The organism is Klebsiella sp. X1-16S-Nf21, from assembly GCF_002837615.1.
Classification (GTDB): Bacteria; Pseudomonadota; Gammaproteobacteria; order Enterobacterales; family Enterobacteriaceae; genus Klebsiella; species Klebsiella variicola.
In genome coordinates this window covers 1-17,449 of record NZ_PJDK01000048.1, presented here as the reverse complement: position 1 = coordinate 17,449, position 17,449 = coordinate 1, and the positions used below count along the sequence as shown (strand labels likewise).

The following is a 17,449-nucleotide window of genomic DNA, read 5'->3' as shown; positions in this document are numbered from 1 at the left end:
GTTAACAAAACCAGATGATGAATCTAAGAAAAAGGCCACGCCCCTTGAACGTCGTATTGTGGTTATTACGTTAGTCGCCATGTTAATACTTTATTCGGTGTTAATTATGACCCACTTTCGATAACTGGTTAGTCTGTCATATTCTGCGGCCCACCGTGGCTTTCTTACAACAGGTAGCACAATGAAAAAGTTCGTTGCAGTATTCGGTTTGGCATTATTAACGTTCACCGTTGCGGGGTGTTCCAGCAATTATGTATTAGAGAAAAAAAATGGTGAGATGATTATCACCCACGGAAAACCCGAGGTCGATGACGATAATGGGTTAATCACCTATGAGGATATCGCGGGAAATGAACATGCCATTAACCGGGATCAAATTATTCAGATGATCGAGAAATAGCCTTTGTATGGGCAGTTGGCATGATGCACTCTGCCCATTCACCATACAGGCCTAACGAAATGACTCAAGGCGTTTGATCTGCTGCCCGTCGGCAGTAAAGTTCTCCGCCGCCAGCCATGCCCGCAGCGCCGCATCGCGCGCAGGCCACTCGCCGTCGATGATGGACAGCATATCGCTGTCGCGCGTCCGCCCTTTGCGCACCAGCCTCTGCCGCAGACGTCCTTCCCAGCTAAAGCCCAGCCGCTCGGCGGCCCGGCGCGAGGCGACATTCATCGAATCGCATTTCCACTCCAGCCGACGGTAGCCATGGTCAAAGCCGTTCTTCAGCAACAGCCAGACCGCTTCGGTACCCAGCGGGGTGTTTTTCATCCGTCGCGACCAGGTGACATGGCCGATCTCAACCGTGCCCATTTCCCGCTCGATCGCCATATAGCTGACGATGCCCACCGCCTGCTCGCTACGCAGGTCAACCACCGCATACGGCACCAGAGCATCATCATTCACCTTGCCCGCGATCCAGTGGGCGGTCGCCGCCACGCTCTCCGGCCGCGTAGACGCCAGCCACGTCCAGTCGCTGTTGTCGCCGAGCGCATAGGCGGCAAACAGATCCGCCGCATGACGGTCAACGTCCAGCGGCTCCAGTCGACAAAAACGGCCATTTAACGCCGTCCGCCGCAGGACTTGCGCCCCCTGCCAGCCAGGAACAAGGTCGTTCACCTGCTGGCCAAACTCATTGATTTCCGGCACACCCACCTCCTTGCAATAGACAATTTGTTATAGCAAGAAGCCAGAAGCGGAGAAAGACGCTTCTGCGCGGCCGGCAATAACCTGTCGTTCTTGAATATGCATTTTTAGCATAAGGATATCCTTATTTTGACTTTACGCCTTTTGGCAAGCGGCCTAACGTAGCGAGGCATAAAAAATTAAAACAACCATTTTTCAGGGATTGCACATGACCAAAAAACTGTTGCCTTTACTGGTATTGACGGCGCTCACCGCCGCCGCGCATGCCGCTACACCGCCCAACACGCTGGTGGTCGCCCAGGGTCTCGACGATATCGTCAGCCTCGACCCGGCGGAAGCGAACGAACTCTCCAGCATTCAGACGGTCCCCAGCCTCTATCAGCGTCTGGTGCAGCCGGACCGCAACAACCCTGAAAAAATCGTACCGATCCTCGCCGAAAGCTGGCAGGCCGATCCGGCGGCGAAAACCCTGACCATCAAACTGAAGCCGGATGCTAAATTCGCCTCCGGTAATCCGCTGCGCCCGGAAGATGTGATTTTCTCTTACACCCGTGCGGTGACGCTGAATAAATCGCCGGCGTTTATTCTCAACGTGCTCGGCTGGCAGCCGGACAACATCGCCAGCCAGCTGAAAAAGATTGATGACCATACCCTGACGCTGCACTGGACCGCCGACGTCAGCCCGGCGGTGGCGCTGAATATTCTCTCCACCCCTATCGCCTCCATCGTTGATGAAAAACAGGTAGCGCCGAACGCGAAAAATAATGACTTCGGCAACGACTGGCTGAAGATGCACTCGGCGGGCAGCGGGGCCTATAAAATGCGCGTCTACCAGCCGCATCAGGCCATCGTGCTGGAAGCCAACGCCAGCTCCCCCACCGGCGCGCCGAAGATCAAGAGCATCATTATTAAAAACGTCCCCGACCCGGCTTCCCGCCGCCTGCTGATCCAGCAGGGGGATGCCGACGTGGCCCGCGATCTCGGCGCTGACCAGATTGCCGCCCTGCAGGATAAACCCGGCGTGAAGGTGCTGAGCATCCCGTCCGCCGAGCAGAACTATCTGGTGTTTAATACCGCCAACAGCGCCAACCCGCTGCTGAATAATCCGGCCTTCTGGGAGGCGGCGCGCTGGCTGGTCGATTATGAGGGCATCACCAAAAACCTGCTGAAAGGCCAGTACTTTATTCACCAAAGCTTCCTGCCGGCCGGCCTGCCGGGGGCGCTGGAAACCAATCCGTTCACCTTCGACCCGCAAAAAGCTAAGGCTATCCTCGATAAAGCGGGCATTAAGGATGCCCACTTCACCCTCGACGTGGAGAACAAACCGCCGTTTATCACCATCGCCCAGTCGCTGCAGGCCAGCTTTGCCCAGGGCGGGGTGAAAGTGGATCTGCTGCCGGCCGCCGGCAGCCAGGTTTATGCCCGGGTACGCGCGAAGCAGCATCAGGCGGCGATCCGCCTGTGGATCCCGGACTACTTTGATGCGCATTCCAACGCCAGCGCCTTTGCCTGGAACGATGGTAAGTCCAGCACCGTGGCCGGGCTCAACGGCTGGCAGATCCCTGAGCTGAATAAAGCCACCCTCGCCGCGGTGGCGGAGCCGGACCCGGCGAAACGCCTCGATCTGTACAAAACGATGCAGGAATCCCTGCTGCAGCATTCGCCATACGTCTTTATTGACCAGGGGAAAACCCAGATCGTGGTGCGCGATAACGTGAAGGGCTATCAGCAGGGGCTGAACGCCGATATGGTCTGGTACGATAACGTCACCAAGTAAGCGGGTTTTGGTCACCGGGTCCGGCGGCCTCGCCTGCCCGGATGACCGTTTCGCCACCCGGGCCCGGCGGGCGTCGCGCCGCCGGGAATCATGTTGATATACCAGGAATTTCCATTTTCCATGCCATCGTTTTCCACTCACCTTACCCGCCTGCTGCAGGGGCTGTTGACGCTGCTGCTCACGCTGTTCGGGCTGTTGCTGGTCACCTTCTCGCTCTCCGCGCTGTCGCCCGTCGACCGCGTACTGCAGATCGTCGGCGACCATGCCAGCCAGTCGACCTATGACCAGGTTCGCCATCAGCTGGGTCTCGACCAGCCGCTGCCGGTGCAGTTCTGGCACTACCTGGTCAACCTGGCTCATGGCGATCTTGGCATCGCCAGCGCCACCGGCCAGCCGGTGCTCCACGATCTGCTGGCGGTCTTCCCGGCGACCCTTGAGCTGGCGACCCTGGCGCTGATCGTCGGCGCGGTACTGGGCATCGTCGCCGGGGTGCTGTGCGCCCGTTACGCCGGTTCGCCGTGGGATCTGGCGGTGCGCACCTTTACCCTGTTGGGCAACTCGGTGCCCATTTTCTGGCTCGGCCTGCTGATGCTGGCCCTGTTTTACGCCCGGCTGCAGTGGGCGCCGGGCCCGGGTCGACTCGACGATATTTATCAGTATACCGTCGAGCCGCGCAGCGGTTTTGCGCTGATCGACACCTGGCTCTCCGGCGATACCGCGGCGTTTAAAAATGCCATCGGCCATCTGGCGCTGCCGGTGCTGGTGCTGGCCTATTACTCGCTGGCGAGCATCACCCGCCTGACCCGCTCCGCCTGCCTGAGCGAGATGAACAAAGAGTACATTCTGCTGGCGCGGGCCAAAGGGGCCGGAGAGATGACGATTTTGCTGCGCCACGTCCTGCCCAATATCCGCGGCACTCTGCTGACGGTGACCGCTCTCGCCTGGACCTCCATGCTCGAAGGGGCGGTGCTCACCGAAACCGTCTTCTCGTGGCCGGGGATCGGCCGCTACCTCACCACCGCGCTGTTCGCCGGGGATACCACGGCGATCATGGGCGGCACGCTGCTGATTGGCGTGAGTTTTGTGCTGATCAATAACCTGACCGACCTGCTGGTGCGGTTAACCGATCCGAGGGTGCGCTGATGCCGACTTATCTGTTTTTACGCCGTCTGCGCCGCTCACCCGCCGCCTTCAGCGGCCTGACCCTGGTGATCCTGCTGGTACTGACCGCGCTGTTCGCCCCGTGGCTGGCGCCGCACGATCCCAACTGGCAGGATGCCGCCGCTCGTCTGCAGGGGCCCGGGGCGGGACACTGGCTCGGCACCGACAGCTACGGCCGCGACCTGCTGTCGCGCCTGCTCTACGGCACCCGCCCGGCGCTGGGTCTGGTGGCGCTGGTGACCGCCATTACCCTGCCCGTCGGGCTGCTGGTAGGTATCCTCTCCGGTTACTATGGCGGGTGGCTGGAGCGGATACTGATGCGGTTTACCGACGTGGTGATGTCGATGCCGCGCCTGATCCTCGCCTTCGCGTTCGTGGCGATGCTCGGCCCGGGGCTGGTCAACGGCGCGCTGGCGTTAGCCCTGACCACCTGGCCGGCCTACGCCCGTCAGGCGCGCAGCGAAATTCAGCGCCTGCGCCATAGCGACTACCTCGCCGCGGCGGAGATGCTGGGCATCCGCGGCTGGCGGCTACTGATTGGGCATATTCTGCCGCTGTGTCTGCCGTCGGCGATTGTCCGGCTGGCGCTCGATCTGGCGGGCATTATCCTCGCCGCCGCCGGTCTCGGCTTTCTCGGCCTGGGCGCCCGCCCGCCGATGGCGGAGTGGGGAGCGATGATTGCCGACGGGATGCAGGTGATTTTCGACCAGTGGTGGATCGCTGCCATCCCCGGCGCGGCGATCCTGCTCGCCAGCCTGGCGTTTAACCTGCTGGGCGATGGCCTGCGCGATATTCTGGAGCCGCAACATGACTGACATCCGACTGACCGTCCAGGGACTCGCCGTCGACTACCCCACCGCCCGGGTGGTGGACAACGTCAGCTTCACCCTCGGCAACGAGCGGCTGGCGCTGGTGGGCGAATCTGGCTCCGGCAAATCGATGACCGCCCGGGCGTTGATGGGCCTGGTGCGCAAGCCCGGGGTGGTGAGCGCCGAACGGCTGGAGGTGCTGGGGCGCGATGTGCTAACCCTCAGCGCCCGCGGCTGGCGCGCGCTGCGCGGCAACGATATCGCTATGGTGCTGCAGGATCCGCGCTATGCGCTAAATCCTGTGCAGTCCATTCAGACGCAGCTGGAAGAGGCGTTAACCCTGCATCAGCGTCTCAGCCGCCGTGGGCGCGCCGAGGCGGTTAAAGACGCCATCGCCGCCGTCGGTCTGGATCTGCCGGTCCTCAGCCGCTATCCCGGCGAGCTCTCCGGCGGGATGGGGCAGCGGGTGATGATCGCCCTCGCGCTGCTTAATAACCCGAAGGTGCTGATAGCCGACGAGCCAACTTCGGCCCTCGACGCCCGCCTGCGCAACCAGATCCTCGAGCTGCTGGTGGAGCAGTGCGCGCAGCGGCAGATGGCCATGCTACTGATCAGCCACGATCTGCCGCTGGTGGCCGCGCATTGCGATCGCGTGCTGGTGATGTACCGGGGGAGACAGGTCGATGAGATGCCGGCGCGGGCGCTACCGAGCGCGACGCACCCTTATACCCGCACCCTGTGGACCTGCCGGCCAAATGCGCACACCTACGGCCAGATGCTGCCGACCCTCGACAGAACCCAGGACTTTACGGAGACGGCCCATGGCGATCGTTAATCTTCAGGATTTGCAGGTAACATTCGGCGCGAAGACGGCGGTCTCTGCCGCCAGTTTCTGTGTCGACGCCGGGGAAACCTTCAGTCTGATCGGCGCCTCGGGCTGCGGTAAATCGACGATTTTGCGCGTGCTCGCCGGATTACAGCGCGAATGGCGCGGCAGCGTAGAACTGCTGGGCCAGGGCATCGCGCCGGGCGCCCGCTTTCAGGGCGCGCTGCGGCGCAACGTGCAGATGGTGTTTCAGGATCCGTACGCCTCGCTGCATCCCAACCATACTCTGTGGCGCACCCTGGCGGAGCCGCTGCAGATCCACGGCATCCGCGACGTTGCCCCGAGGGTGACCACCGCCCTTGAGCAGGTGGGTCTGGCCGCCGACGCCGTCCGCCGCTATCCACACCAGCTCTCCGGCGGGCAACGGCAGCGCGTAGCCATTGCCCGCGCCCTGCTGCTGCGCCCGCAGATCCTGCTGCTGGATGAGCCGACCTCGGCGCTGGATATGTCAGTGCAGGCGGAAATTCTCAATCTGCTTAACCGCCTGAAACAGGAGCACGGCATGACCTATCTGCTGGTGAGCCACGATGCCGACGTCATCGCCCATATGTCCGATCGGGCGGCGTTTATGGCGGAGGGTGTGATCCAGCGCTTTTTCGATCGCGAAGCGCTGGTCAACGGAGAACACCGGATGAGGTGAGGTCAGCGGATGCGCCGCTGTTTTGTCGGGTGGCGCTTCGCTTACCCGACCTGGGGTCCGTGCGGCCTGCCGTTAATTTACCCACTTGCGGCGACTGAAACTGCCGGTTTTCCCCCTCTCCCTGTGGGAGAGGGCCGGGGTGAGGGCAACAGAGCGCACCCTATCCCCGCTGCCCGGCGCCTTAGCCCGATGCGCCGTTGTTTTGTCGGGTGGCGCTCCGCTTACCCGACCTGGGATTCGTGCGACCTGTCGTTAATTTATTCACCATTGTTGCTGAAACTGCCGGTACTGGCGGCCTCAACATCGCTGAGACGTTCCCGGAAGGCCGGGGCAGCCCGCATGGATGCGGGCTGAGGGCCGTGTTTTGCAGGGATGCTGCCTCGGCCCGACCCGAAGCCTGCAGGGATAAGTCGAAGGCACCACGCAGTGGCGATGTTGCTGGCCGGAGCCCGGGGGTACAGGGGGCGGCGGCGACTGGCCGCCCCCTGTGCGCTCCCTGCGCCATGAGTGACATAACGCAGACAATTAACCGGGAGCGCAAACTACGCTGAAGCCACCGATAACATAAACAACCACACTGCAGTGCTTCCCCTCACCCTGGCCCTCTCCCGAAGGGAGAGGGAACCGTCCGGCTGGCGCTTAGGCCCATGCAAGCGCAGCGCCGCCGGGCAAGATATCAGGCACGGTATCCTTGATTTCGCCGGGTGGCGGCGTACGCCTTACCCGGCCTACAAACCCAAATCACCGCGGGTCCTGGGGCTGCTGAAACTGCCGGTGCTGGCGGCCTCAACATCGCTGAGACGTTCCCGGCAGGCCGGGGCAGCCCGCATGGATGCGGGCTGAGGGCCGTGTTTTGCAGGGACGCTGCCTCGGCCCGACCCGAAGCCTGCAGGGATAAGTCGAAGGCACCGCGCAGCGGCGATGTTGCTGGCCGGAGCCCGGGGGTACAGGGGGCGGCGGCGACTGGCCGCCCCCTGTGCGCTCCCTGCGCCATGAGTGACATAACGCAGACAATTAACCGGGAGCGCAATGTGCGCTGAAGCCACCGATAATATAAACAACCACACTGCAGTGCTTCCCCTCACCCTGGCCCTCTCCCGGAGGGAGAGGGCACCGTCCGGCTGGCGTTTAGGCCCGGCAAGCGTACTGCCAGGTAACGTTATCCGATGCCACTCCCCTACTTCGCCAGGCTGGCAAAGCGAGCAAAGACCGCATCAAAAATCGCCAGTCCTTGCGCCACCTGCTCAGCAGTAATGGTGCACGGCGGAACCACGTGAATGCGGTTCTCCACCACAAAGGCCAACAGCCCGGCCTCGGTTAAGGCCCCTTTGATCGCGGCCATGTCGGCGGCAGTCAGCGGCGTTTTTTGTTCACGGCTGCTCACCAGCTCCAGCGCCTGGAACAGGCCGCGACCACGCACCTCGCCGATAATGGCGTGCTTCTCCGCCAGCGCCTCGAGACCGGGGCGCAGCACCTCGTTGCCGATATAGGCCGCGTTCTCAACCACCTTCTCCTCTTTCATCGCGTCGATGGTGGCGACAATCGCCGCCATCGCCAGCGGATGGCCGGAGTAGGTCAGCCCGCCGGCAAAAAAGTGGTCGTCAAAATAGCGGGCAATCGGCTCGCTAATCAGCACCCCGCCCGCCGGCACGTAGCCCGCGTTAACCCCTTTGGCAAAGGTCACCAGATCCGGCACCACGCCATCCTGCTCGAAGGCGAACCAGCTGCCGGTACGGCCAAAGCCGGCCATCACCTCATCGAGGATCAGCACGATGCCAAACTCGTCGGCCAGGGCGCGCACACCCTGCATATAGCCTGCCGGCGGCACGAGGATCCCGGCGGTGCCGGGGATGGACTCCAGCAGGATCGCCGCGATGGCCGTCGGCCCCTCGCATTCAATGATCCGCCGCAGATGCGCCAGCGCGCGCTGGCACTCCTCTTCCTCGGTCGCGGCGTTGAACTCGCTGCGGTAAAGGTAGGGGTTGAAGAAGTGCACATGGCCGCGGGAGAACTCATTCGGCACCCGGCGCCAGTCGCCGGTGGCGGCAATCGCGCTGCCGGTGTTGCCATGATAGGAACGATAGGCCGACAGCACCTTGTCGCGCCCGGTATAGAGCCGCGCCATGCGAATCGCGTTCTCATTGGCATCTGCCCCAGCGTTGGTGAAGAACACCTTGCTGAAGCCCGCCGGCGCCAGGTCGACGATGCGCTTCGCCGCTTCGCCGCGGGCAAGGTTGGCGGTGGCGGGCGCGATGGTGACCAGGGTCTCCAGCTGCGCCTTCATGGCCGCCAGTACCCGGGGGTGCTGATAGCCAATGTTGACGTTCACCAGCTGGCTGCTGAAATCGAGCCAGGTATTCCCCTCGTAATCCCATAGCTCGCAGCCTTGCGCCCCGGCAATCACCAGCGGATGGAGATTGCCCTGCATCGACCATGAATGAAACACATAAGCGCGATCCAGCTGCCGAACTTCATCATTGCTTACCGCGACCTCGTTCTGTAGTGCCAGCTTCATACCCTGCCCTCTCTCATGTCGTTGTGGTTGGCTTCATCATTGGCCGCGGCAACGCAAAACGGATAGAGCCAGTGCGCGAAAAACGATGTGACACGGTGTCACATCCGCGTCCGCCGTCTGGCCCTGTGCCTTGCCGTCCGGCGTTTTTATAGTGGAGGGACAACCGCACAGGAGAATGACATGGCAACGAGCAACGTAGTGTTTATCACCGGGGCGACCTCGGGTTTTGGCGAAGCGGCAGCGCAGGTGTTTGCCGACGCGGGCTGGTCGCTGGTGCTGAGCGGGCGCCGCTATCCGCGACTGAAGGCCTTGCAGGACAGACTCGCCGCCCAGGTGCCGGTGCATATTATTGAGCTTGACGTTCGTGACAGCGAGGCGGTGGCTGCCGCCGTGGCGTCGCTCCCCGCCCCCTTCGCCGATGTCACCACCCTGATCAACAACGCCGGGCTGGCGCTGTCGCCGCTGCCGGCGCAGGAGGTGGCGCTGGAGGACTGGAAAACGATGATCGACACCAACGTCACCGGTCTGGTGACGATGACCCACGCCCTGCTGCCGACGCTGATACGCCATGGCGCCGGGGCGAGTATTATCAATATCGGCTCGATCGCCGGGCAGTGGCCCTATCCCGGCAGCCATGTGTATGGCGCCAGCAAGGCGTTTGTGAAGCAGTTCAGCTATAACCTGCGCTGCGATCTGCTTGGCACCGGCGTGCGGGTCACCGATCTGGCGCCGGGGATTGCCGAGACCGAATTTACCCTGGTGCGTACCAAAGGCGACCAGGCGGCATCGGATAAGCTCTATCGCGGCACCACGCCACTGAGCGCGCGCGATATCGCCGAGCAGATGTTTTATATCGCCACGTTGCCGGCGCATATGAACATTAACCGGGTGGAGGTGATGCCGGTGCGCCAGGCGTGGCAGCCGTTCGCCATCGATCGGGATTAAGCGAAACCCGACGCATCCCTTGCCGGCGCTGCCGGCAAGGGATGCAAGCCGGACTAACGGCTGCTTTGCAGAAACTGCCTGACGCGTTCAGAGTCAGGCTGAGTGAAGAACTTCTCCGGCGGCGCCTTCTCAATCAGCAGCCCCTTCTCCAGAAACACCACCTCGTTGGATACCTGGCGGGCAAAATCCATTTCGTGCGTCACCACTACCATGGTGTAACCCTCGGCGGCGAGGGCTTTCATTACCCCCAACACCTCATTAACCAGCTCCGGATCCAGCGCCGACGTCGGTTCATCGAAGAGAATAACTTCGGGCGACATCGCCAGCGAACGGGCGATCGCCACCCGCTGCTTCTGCCCGCCGGAGAGAGTGATCGGGTAAACATCGGCTTTGTGCGCCATGCCCACTTTCTCCAGCTGCTGCATGGCAATGGCCTTCGCCTCGTCTCGTTTCATGCCCTTAACGTGCAGCAGCGCCTCGCTGACGTTTTGCTGAACGGTCAGATGCGGCCACAGGTTAAAACTCTGAAAGACCATCCCCACCCGCTCGCGAATTTTGGCCAGCTGGCGGTGCGACATCGCCCGGCCGCGCTGTTCATCAATCCCCAGTCGCTGACCGCCGATATGAATTTCGCCGCGGTCCGGCTGTTCCAGCCAGTTCATACAGCGCAGCAGTGTGGATTTTCCCGACCCGGACGAGCCGAGAATACTCACCACGGTCCCCTTCTCCACCGTCAGGTTAATATCCCGCAGGACTTCCACATTATCGAACTGTTTGGAGACGTTTTTGACGCTTACGGCAATAGACTCAGGCATGGCTCATTCCTCTTTTGGCTCCCCAGGCGGTCAGGCGCTTAATCAGCAGCTCCAGCAGAATGCTGATCGCCCAGTAAAGCCCAATGGCGACGATAAAGGCGTTAAACGGAATAAAATAGGTCGCCTGGACGCTGTTGGCGGCGGCGGTGATCTCCTGAACGGTAATAATGCTCAGGAAAGCGGTGTCCTTCAGGCAAATAATCAGCTGATTGCCGATCAGCGGTAAGGCGGAAGAGATGATATTGGGTAAAATAATCCGCCGAAAAATGGCATAGCGCGAAAAGCCCTGAGCAATCGCCGCTTCAATATATCCGCCGGAAAATACCCGCCGCTGGCTGCGCAATATTTCAAAAAAATAGGCGCCATGATAAATAATTAGGGCCAGTAAACCGGCGGTCCACGGCTCCATGCTAATACCGAGCTGCGGCAGCCCGTAATACAGAAGATAAGCGAGGATCAAAAAAGGGATCGCACGCATCAGGCTGACGGAACCAATAATAATCCGGTTAATCACTTTCTTTTGATATTCGCTAAAATAACACAGCGCAATACCGATAATCAGCGCCGCCAGGGCGGCGGTAATAAACAGTTCGAGGGTCGCGAATAACCCGGCAATAAAGCTATCGCGAACCGACCAGATAACGCCCCACTGATTCATAATGCCTCCCGTTCCTAGCGCGCCAGACGCCTGGCTTTACGTTCCGCGATACCCTGCAGCTTCAACAAACAGCCGATGATCACCACATACAGCAGGCCGGCGGCGAGGATCGGCGACAGCGGCTCGTAGGTGACCGAGGAGATACGGTTGGTGACCCGGGTGAGATCCACCACGCCAATCACGGCGATGGCCGGGCTACCTTTGATCAAAAAGGACATCTCATTGACCAGCGCCGGCAGGCTCTCGATCCACATCTGCGGCAGCATGATGTAGCGGAAGTAGGTCCAGCGGCGCATTCCCACCGACTCCGCCGCCTCCCGCTGTTCGCGCGGAAAGGTGCGGAAAGCGTTGCGCCAGATCTCAGCGTTAAACGCCGAGGTGTTAAGCGTCAGCGCCACAATCGCGGCCACGTTCTTGTCGAGGTTAATGCCCATCGTGGGCAGCGAAAGAAACAGAAACAGCACCAGCGTCACCAGCGGCGTCGCGCGGGCCAGACTGATATAGACCACCAGCAGCTGGTCGATCACCGGCAGGCGCAGCATCCTCACCAGGGCGATCAGCAGGCCCGCCACCACCCCGAAGGCGATAGCGATGGCCGAAATCCAGAGGGTCGTCCATGCGCCTTCGATTAATAACTGCCAGGAAATTGCATCCATGAGGCCCTCCTTCTCAGCAACAGGCGGCGGTCGCCCGCCGCGGAATATTACAGTCCGGCGAGTTTGTGAAACTGTTCCGGGCTGGTGATCGCCTCGGTCGGCAGATTGTCATAGGTTTCGCCAAACCATTTTTTCTGCAGCTCGGCGAGCTTGCCGGTCTCCTTCATGTGGTTCATAAACTTGGTCATATAGGCCAGCAGCTGCGGCGAGTTTTTCGGGATCGGCCACGCCATATAGCCCGGTCCGGAGACGGCCAGCCCTTTGGCGAAGACCTTCGGTTTGGCTTTCGCCAGATCGTTTACCGAGATCACCACGTTAATCACGTAATCCAGTCGCTTATTCGCCAGGTCGGCGTAGGCTTCCGGATAGGAGGGATACTCCACCACCGGTCCCAGCTTGCCGCCGGTCTTCTCCAGCATCGCCTTCAGCTCCGGCAAACGCGCCAGCAGCGCGCTCCCGGCCTGTAACCCCACTTTTTTGCCGCTGAGATCGGCAATCGTATTTAACGAAGTATCACCAGCGCGTTTGACGAAATAGTGCTGCGCGGAGGCCCACGGTGGGGTGAAATCAAAAACCTTCAGCCGCTCATCGGTAATAACCGCCCCGGTTAAGGCCATATCGTATTGCCCGGTGGAGACGGCCGCTAATAATCCGGTCCACGGTAATATGCTCTGGTCGACATGGAATTTGGCGTACTTACGTAATTCCTCAAGCATATCTTTGTTAAAGCCATCGGCCTGGCCATTATTCATAAAGTTAAACGGCGCATAATCATCTTCCGTCGCCACTTTCAAGGTGCCGGATTTTTCTATTTCCGGAAGATCGGCCGCGACGGCGTGATAAGAAAAAGCGACCGTTAATACAGCGCTCAGACACATTGATGCCAATGATTTTTTCATTATTTCACCCCTGATGGATTGGCCAGACGGGTTCATTCCAGAACGCGAAAAGGTTTCTGCAAAATAGTGGCCGGGGACGTTCCGGTCCACGGCGGCTGAATACGTTTTTAATGTGGGAGCGTTTTTCAATTCCGTATAGAGCCAGATGGGCCGCATCGCTGTGTCAGATGGCGGCAGGGTGGTATGGAATTTGCTGAGTGTAACGGGTGGTCGCAATGCGTTATTGCCAGAGGAGCCCCGTATGATCCGTCACCTGTTACACGTTGATTTTCAGCCTGGCCGCGGTTTGCAGGAACAGGTGCGAGAGACGCTGGTGAATGCCATTCTCAGCGGGATCTTCGCCGCCGACACCCCGCTGCCCTCCTGTCGCCAGTTGGCCAGCCAGCTTCGCGTCTCGCGCAACACCACCGCGCTGGTGTTTGAAAGTCTGGTCAACGAGGGCTACCTGATTAGCCGCCCACGAAGCGGTTACTACCTGCATCCCGACTATCATGAAGCTTCGCCTGCCGCCGTCGAGAGTGCACCGCAGCGCGAAGCCGCTGCACCACGCTGGGGCGACCGGCTGCAGATGACCCCCAGCCAGCAGGAGTCGATCCTCAAACCGGCGGGCTGGATGCACTACCGCTACCCGTTTATCTACGGCCAGCCCGATACCCGGCAGTTCCCGCTGGCCACCTGGCGCTCGGCGGCGAACTGGCTGCACGGCGGGGTGCGCGACCCGGCGTGGGTCATCGACCATATTGACCAGGATGTGCCGATGCTGATCGAGCAGATCCGCACCCGGGTGCTGCCCAAGCGCGGCATTGTCGCCGCGCCGGATGAAATTCTCATCACCCTTGGCTCGCAAAATGCGCTCTACCTGCTGACCCGACTGCTGCTCTCTTCCACCACCCGCATTGGCGTCGAAAACCCCTGCTTTCGCGAAGCCATCAACACCTTTCTGCTCGCCGACGCCGAGGTGGTGCCGCACCCGGTGGATGAAGAGGGGATCGTGCTTAATGAGCGTCCCTGCGATTACTACTATGTCACCCCCGGCCATCAGGTGCCCACCGGGGTGACCATGAGCAGTGCGCGGCGTCGCCAGCTGCTGGAGCATGCCGCCCGCCATGACGCAGTCATTATTGAAGATGATTATGACTCGGAGAGTAACTTTACCCTCAACCCACTGCCGGCGCTGAAGGCCAGCGATCGCAGCGGCCGGGTGGTGTATGTCAGCAGCCTGTCAAAAGCGCTGTCACCGGGGCTGCGGTTGGGGTTTATGGTCGCCGACCCGGACCTGATCGACGAGGCGCGCGCCCTGCGCCGGCTGGTCTATCGCCATCCGCCGACCAACATTCAGTACCAGATGGCCCACTTCCTTGCCCAGGGCCATTATGAAACCCATCTGCGGCGCTACCACTACGACTCCGCCCAGCGCTGGGAGCGCCTGCACGCCGCCCTGCAGCGCTATCTGCCGTCGTGTCGCGCGCTGGCGGGGAGCGAACATGCTAACGCCTTCTGGCTGCAGACCCCGGCGCAGATCAACACCCAGCAGCTCACCTGGCGCGCCGCCCACGCCGGCGTGCTGATTGAGCCCGGGGCGCGCCATTTTCTCAGCGCCGCGCCGCCGGATAACTACTTTCGCATGGGATTCCACGCCATTAACCCTGACGCCATCGCCCAGGGGGTGGAGGTCCTGCGCGGCCAGCTGGAGCAGATGGGTTAGCGGTATTGTTCATACTCAACGGCGTCGCGCACGCTGAGCAGCGCCTGGCGCAGACTGTCGAAAGGCACCGATCCGAGCGCAATGCGCAGCGCCTGCGGGATCGTGGCGGAGACGCAGAACGGCTCGGCGGTCGACACCGAAATACGGCGTTCCATCAGCGCATTCGCCAGTCGATCGGCCCGGCTCTCTTCACCCAGAGGCAGCCAGACAAAGTACGAATCGGGATGACTGACGACGGGAAGCCCACAAAGCACCTCGCGGGCCACCTGCTGCCGCTGTCGCGCATCCTGTCGTTTCTGCATTTCAAAGCGGGCCACCGTGCCATCTTCAATCCAGGCGCAGATCAGCGAACTTATCAGCGTCGGCGTATTCCACGTCGTGGCGCGGATGGCGCGCTCAATCTCCGGGCGATAGCGCGGCGGAGAGATCACCACCCCCACGCGCAGTCCGGTGGCGATATTTTTTGAAAAACCGGTGACATACACCGTTCTTTCCGGCGCATAGCTGATCACCGGCGGCGGCGGACGGCTCACCAGCCGGGCGTAGGCGGCATCTTCAATAATCAGCAGATCGTGTTGGCGCGCAAGATCGGCCAGCGCCTGCCGCTGCCCGGTGTTGAGCACCCAGCCCAGCGGATTGTGCAGCGTCGGCATGGTATACACCGCCCGCACCCGCCGCTGCTGGCACAGCGTATGAAGCGCCTGCAGGTCCGGCCCCTCCGGTCGACAGGGGATCGCCGCCAGCTCCAGATGATACAGCGCCGCCAGAACCTTGAAGCCCGAATAGGTCAGCGCATCCACCGCCACCACATCCCCCGGACGTAACAGCCCCATGACGGTCACTGCCAGCCCGTGCTGTGCGCCGTTGACGATCAGGACATTTTCCGCATCCGGCGTAAAGTGCTGGCAGGTCAAATGGCGGGCGATAATTTCGCGCTCGGCGAGCCGCCCGGCATGAGGCTGATAGCGCAGATGCGAGTCAATATCGCCCGCCATCGCCAGCTGCCTGAGCGCCTCGCGCAGCGCATCGCCCTGCTCCGGCAGCGAAGGGTAGTTGAAATTGAGATCCACGACATCGGCGGCCACCACCTGCTGATCGACCCCGTGCCCCGGCGGCAGCGAGAGGTCGCGCACGAAGGTGCCGCGGCCGGTTTCGCCGCTGACCAACCCCATCTCTTCCAGTTCACGGTAGACGCGCGTGGCGGTGGCCAGCGAGATGCGCTCCCCGGCGGCAAGGGTACGGTGCGTCGGCAGACGGGTGCCTGCGGGCAGTTGCCCGCTGCGGATCGCCTGGGCATATCGGTCGACAACGGCTTTATATCGGGCTTTCATCGTGAAATGTATCTATGACAATAATTTGATTGTATTAGATTGGGCACATTACCATCGCCGCAGACGATGCTCAAGCGGGCACAGCACATCTGATAACGCGAGGTTAACGTGGTAGATTCAACAATGGATAAATCGGTGCCCGGTCCCTGGTCCGGATGGCTTCATGGTTTACTGGGGGTGATTATTTTTAGCGGGTCGCTGCCCGCGACGCGGCTGGCGGTGCAGGATATGGATCCGTTCTTATTGACCTTTCTGCGCGCCTCCATCGCCGGGCTGCTTGCCGTCGCGCTGCTGGTCGGCTTTCGCCAGAAACGCCCGCGCCTGGCGCAGCTTGTGCCCTTGATCATCGTCTCATCAGGGGTGGTGATCGGCTTTCCCCTGCTCACGGCGCTGGCCCTGCAGCACATCACCTCGGCGCATTCGATTGTGTTTATTGGCCTGCTGCCGCTGATGACCGCCCTCTTCGGCGTACTGCGCGGCGGCGAACGCCCGCGGCGGGCTTTCTGGATCTTTTCGCTGCTGGGCAGCCTGCTGGTGGTGGGATTCGCCCTGACGCAAAGTGCGGCGGCCTCACTCAGCGGCGATCTGCTGATGCTGGCGGCGGTTATCGCCTGCGGCCTCGGCTATGCGGAAGGGGCAAAGCTGACGCGGGAGCTCGGCGGCTGGCAGGTGATCTGCTGGGCGCTGGTGATAGCCCTGCCGTTGATGCTCCCCGCCTCGCTGATGGTTCAGCCCGCGTCCTGGCATGCCATATCGGCCTCCTCCTGGGCGGCGCTCGGCTATGTGTCGCTGTTCAGCATGCTGATCGGTTTCATCTTCTGGTACAAAGGGCTGGCCGCGGGCGGGATCGCCGCCGTCGGCCAGCTCCAGCTATTGCAGCCGTTCTTCGGGCTCGGCCTGTCGGCGGCGCTGTTGCACGAAACCGTCAGCCCCTTGATGCTGGCGGTTACGCTGGGCGTGGTGCTGTGCGTGGTGGGCTCGCGCAAATTTGGCCGCCAGCGGGTTGTCGCAGGGAGCGGGAGCCGTGATTGACCGCCCCGTCATCCGCCGTCCCGGGTCGCGGCGGCGTAACCGCCTTACCCGGGCGACAGCATGATAAACGGCTGGAAGACGCGTCGCCGGGGAGGACGACCGTCTACACCGGCCGCGCGTACTGAAGCATCACCTGCAGCAGCACGTTGGCCCCGGCGGCGACGTGCTCCGGCGAGGCATACTCAATTTCGTTATGGCTGATCCCGTCCTTGCAGGGGATAAAAATCATCCCGGTGGGCGCCAGGTAGCTAATATACACTGCGTCATGCCCGGCGCCGGAGACGATCGGCCGCGCCGGATAGCCCAGCCGCTGAGCGGTATCGGCAATGGCCTGCCGGCATTCAGCATCGAACGGCGCCGCCGGATAGTGGCTTACCTGCTTCAGGGCCACCTGCAGACCGCTCTCCCGCTCAACCTCCGCGATAAACGCCCGCAGCTGGCGATCCATCTCGTCCACCAGCGCATCGCTGAGATTG

Annotated in this window: 17 protein-coding genes; 9 read left to right on the top strand and 8 right to left on the bottom strand. The window is 61.6% G+C overall.

Translation table 11 applies throughout. The features are described from left to right. The first annotated feature begins 181 nt into the window (after positions 1-181). Positions 182-400, top strand: coding sequence for a YgdI/YgdR family lipoprotein (locus tag CW267_RS20005; protein ID WP_022064792.1), 219 nt, complete (start codon positions 182-184; stop codon positions 398-400). A gap of 51 nt (positions 401-451) precedes the next feature. Here the strand turns inward: CW267_RS20005 and CW267_RS20000 are convergent, their stop codons facing one another. Beyond that, positions 452-1,147, bottom strand: a complete 696-nt coding sequence (locus CW267_RS20000; RefSeq protein WP_012968739.1) for a GNAT family N-acetyltransferase — start codon at positions 1,145-1,147, stop codon at positions 452-454. Positions 1,148-1,352: 205 nt separating this feature from the next. On the opposite strand from CW267_RS20000, the gene CW267_RS19995 reads away from it, so the two are divergent. The 5 genes from CW267_RS19995 to CW267_RS19975 all read left to right on the top strand — a co-directional run bounded on the left by CW267_RS19995 (position 1,353) and on the right by CW267_RS19975 (position 6,417). Beyond that, the gene (locus CW267_RS19995; RefSeq protein ID WP_008805560.1) at positions 1,353-2,921 is read left to right on the top strand and encodes an ABC transporter substrate-binding protein; all 1,569 of its coding nucleotides are present in this window, start codon (positions 1,353-1,355) and stop codon (positions 2,919-2,921) included. Positions 2,922-3,041: 120 nt separating this feature from the next. Continuing rightward, positions 3,042-4,064 carry an ABC transporter permease gene (locus CW267_RS19990; RefSeq protein ID WP_008805559.1) on the top strand — a complete coding sequence of 341 codons (1,023 nt, stop codon included), beginning with the start codon at positions 3,042-3,044 and terminating at the stop codon, positions 4,062-4,064. After that, positions 4,064-4,897: an ABC transporter permease gene (locus CW267_RS19985; RefSeq protein ID WP_008805558.1), complete on the top strand. Its 834-nt coding sequence runs from the start codon at positions 4,064-4,066 to the stop codon at positions 4,895-4,897. The genes CW267_RS19990 and CW267_RS19985 overlap by 1 nt, the downstream gene beginning before the upstream one ends. Next, the gene (locus CW267_RS19980) at positions 4,890-5,726 is read left to right on the top strand and encodes an ABC transporter ATP-binding protein (protein WP_023297191.1); all 837 of its coding nucleotides are present in this window, start codon (positions 4,890-4,892) and stop codon (positions 5,724-5,726) included. The genes CW267_RS19985 and CW267_RS19980 overlap by 8 nt, the downstream gene beginning before the upstream one ends. After that, positions 5,713-6,417: an ABC transporter ATP-binding protein gene (locus CW267_RS19975; RefSeq protein ID WP_008805556.1), complete on the top strand. Its 705-nt coding sequence runs from the start codon at positions 5,713-5,715 to the stop codon at positions 6,415-6,417. Before CW267_RS19980 ends, CW267_RS19975 begins: the two co-directional genes overlap by 14 nt. 1,177 nt (positions 6,418-7,594) lie before the next feature. On the opposite strand, the gene CW267_RS19960 is transcribed toward CW267_RS19975, so the two are convergent. Beyond that, positions 7,595-8,932, bottom strand: coding sequence for an aspartate aminotransferase family protein (locus CW267_RS19960; protein ID WP_008805555.1), 1,338 nt, complete (start codon positions 8,930-8,932; stop codon positions 7,595-7,597). Positions 8,933-9,112: 180 nt separating this feature from the next. Between CW267_RS19960 and CW267_RS19955 the strand changes: the two genes are divergently transcribed. Continuing rightward, a complete protein-coding gene (locus tag CW267_RS19955) occupies positions 9,113-9,877 on the top strand; it encodes an SDR family NAD(P)-dependent oxidoreductase (protein ID WP_008805554.1) in 765 nt (254 codons plus the stop codon). Between the two features lie 53 nt (positions 9,878-9,930). On the opposite strand, the gene CW267_RS19950 is transcribed toward CW267_RS19955, so the two are convergent. From CW267_RS19950 to CW267_RS19935, 4 genes are read right to left on the bottom strand one after another with little or no spacing between them, the layout of a single operon-like run. Continuing rightward, positions 9,931-10,692, bottom strand: a complete 762-nt coding sequence (locus tag CW267_RS19950) for an amino acid ABC transporter ATP-binding protein (RefSeq protein WP_008805553.1) — start codon at positions 10,690-10,692, stop codon at positions 9,931-9,933. Continuing rightward, the gene (locus CW267_RS19945) at positions 10,685-11,350 is read right to left on the bottom strand and encodes an amino acid ABC transporter permease (protein ID WP_072045871.1); all 666 of its coding nucleotides are present in this window, start codon (positions 11,348-11,350) and stop codon (positions 10,685-10,687) included. The genes CW267_RS19950 and CW267_RS19945 overlap by 8 nt, the downstream gene beginning before the upstream one ends. Positions 11,351-11,364: 14 nt before the next feature. Further along, positions 11,365-12,006, bottom strand: a complete 642-nt coding sequence (locus CW267_RS19940) for an amino acid ABC transporter permease (RefSeq protein WP_004142522.1) — start codon at positions 12,004-12,006, stop codon at positions 11,365-11,367. A gap of 47 nt (positions 12,007-12,053) precedes the next feature. Further along, positions 12,054-12,905 (bottom strand): transporter substrate-binding domain-containing protein, encoded by an 852-nt coding sequence (locus CW267_RS19935; RefSeq protein WP_002893184.1) that lies wholly within the window; start codon positions 12,903-12,905, stop codon positions 12,054-12,056. Between the two features lie 241 nt (positions 12,906-13,146). On the opposite strand from CW267_RS19935, the gene CW267_RS19930 reads away from it, so the two are divergent. Then, the gene (locus tag CW267_RS19930; protein ID WP_004176948.1) at positions 13,147-14,610 is read left to right on the top strand and encodes a PLP-dependent aminotransferase family protein; all 1,464 of its coding nucleotides are present in this window, start codon (positions 13,147-13,149) and stop codon (positions 14,608-14,610) included. Here the strand turns inward: CW267_RS19930 and CW267_RS19925 are convergent. After that, the gene (locus CW267_RS19925) at positions 14,607-15,941 is read right to left on the bottom strand and encodes a PLP-dependent aminotransferase family protein (RefSeq protein ID WP_047666039.1); all 1,335 of its coding nucleotides are present in this window, start codon (positions 15,939-15,941) and stop codon (positions 14,607-14,609) included. The two genes, CW267_RS19930 and CW267_RS19925, sit on opposite strands and share 4 nt — an antisense overlap. Positions 15,942-16,064: 123 nt before the next feature. On the opposite strand from CW267_RS19925, the gene CW267_RS19920 reads away from it, so the two are divergent. Beyond that, positions 16,065-16,973 (top strand): DMT family transporter, encoded by a 909-nt coding sequence (locus CW267_RS19920; protein ID WP_038422793.1) that lies wholly within the window; start codon positions 16,065-16,067, stop codon positions 16,971-16,973. 103 nt (positions 16,974-17,076) lie between these two features. On the opposite strand, the gene CW267_RS19915 is transcribed toward CW267_RS19920, so the two are convergent. Then, on the bottom strand, positions 17,077-17,449 hold a 373-nt coding region (locus CW267_RS19915; RefSeq protein ID WP_133124746.1), incomplete at its 5' end, for a M20/M25/M40 family metallo-hydrolase.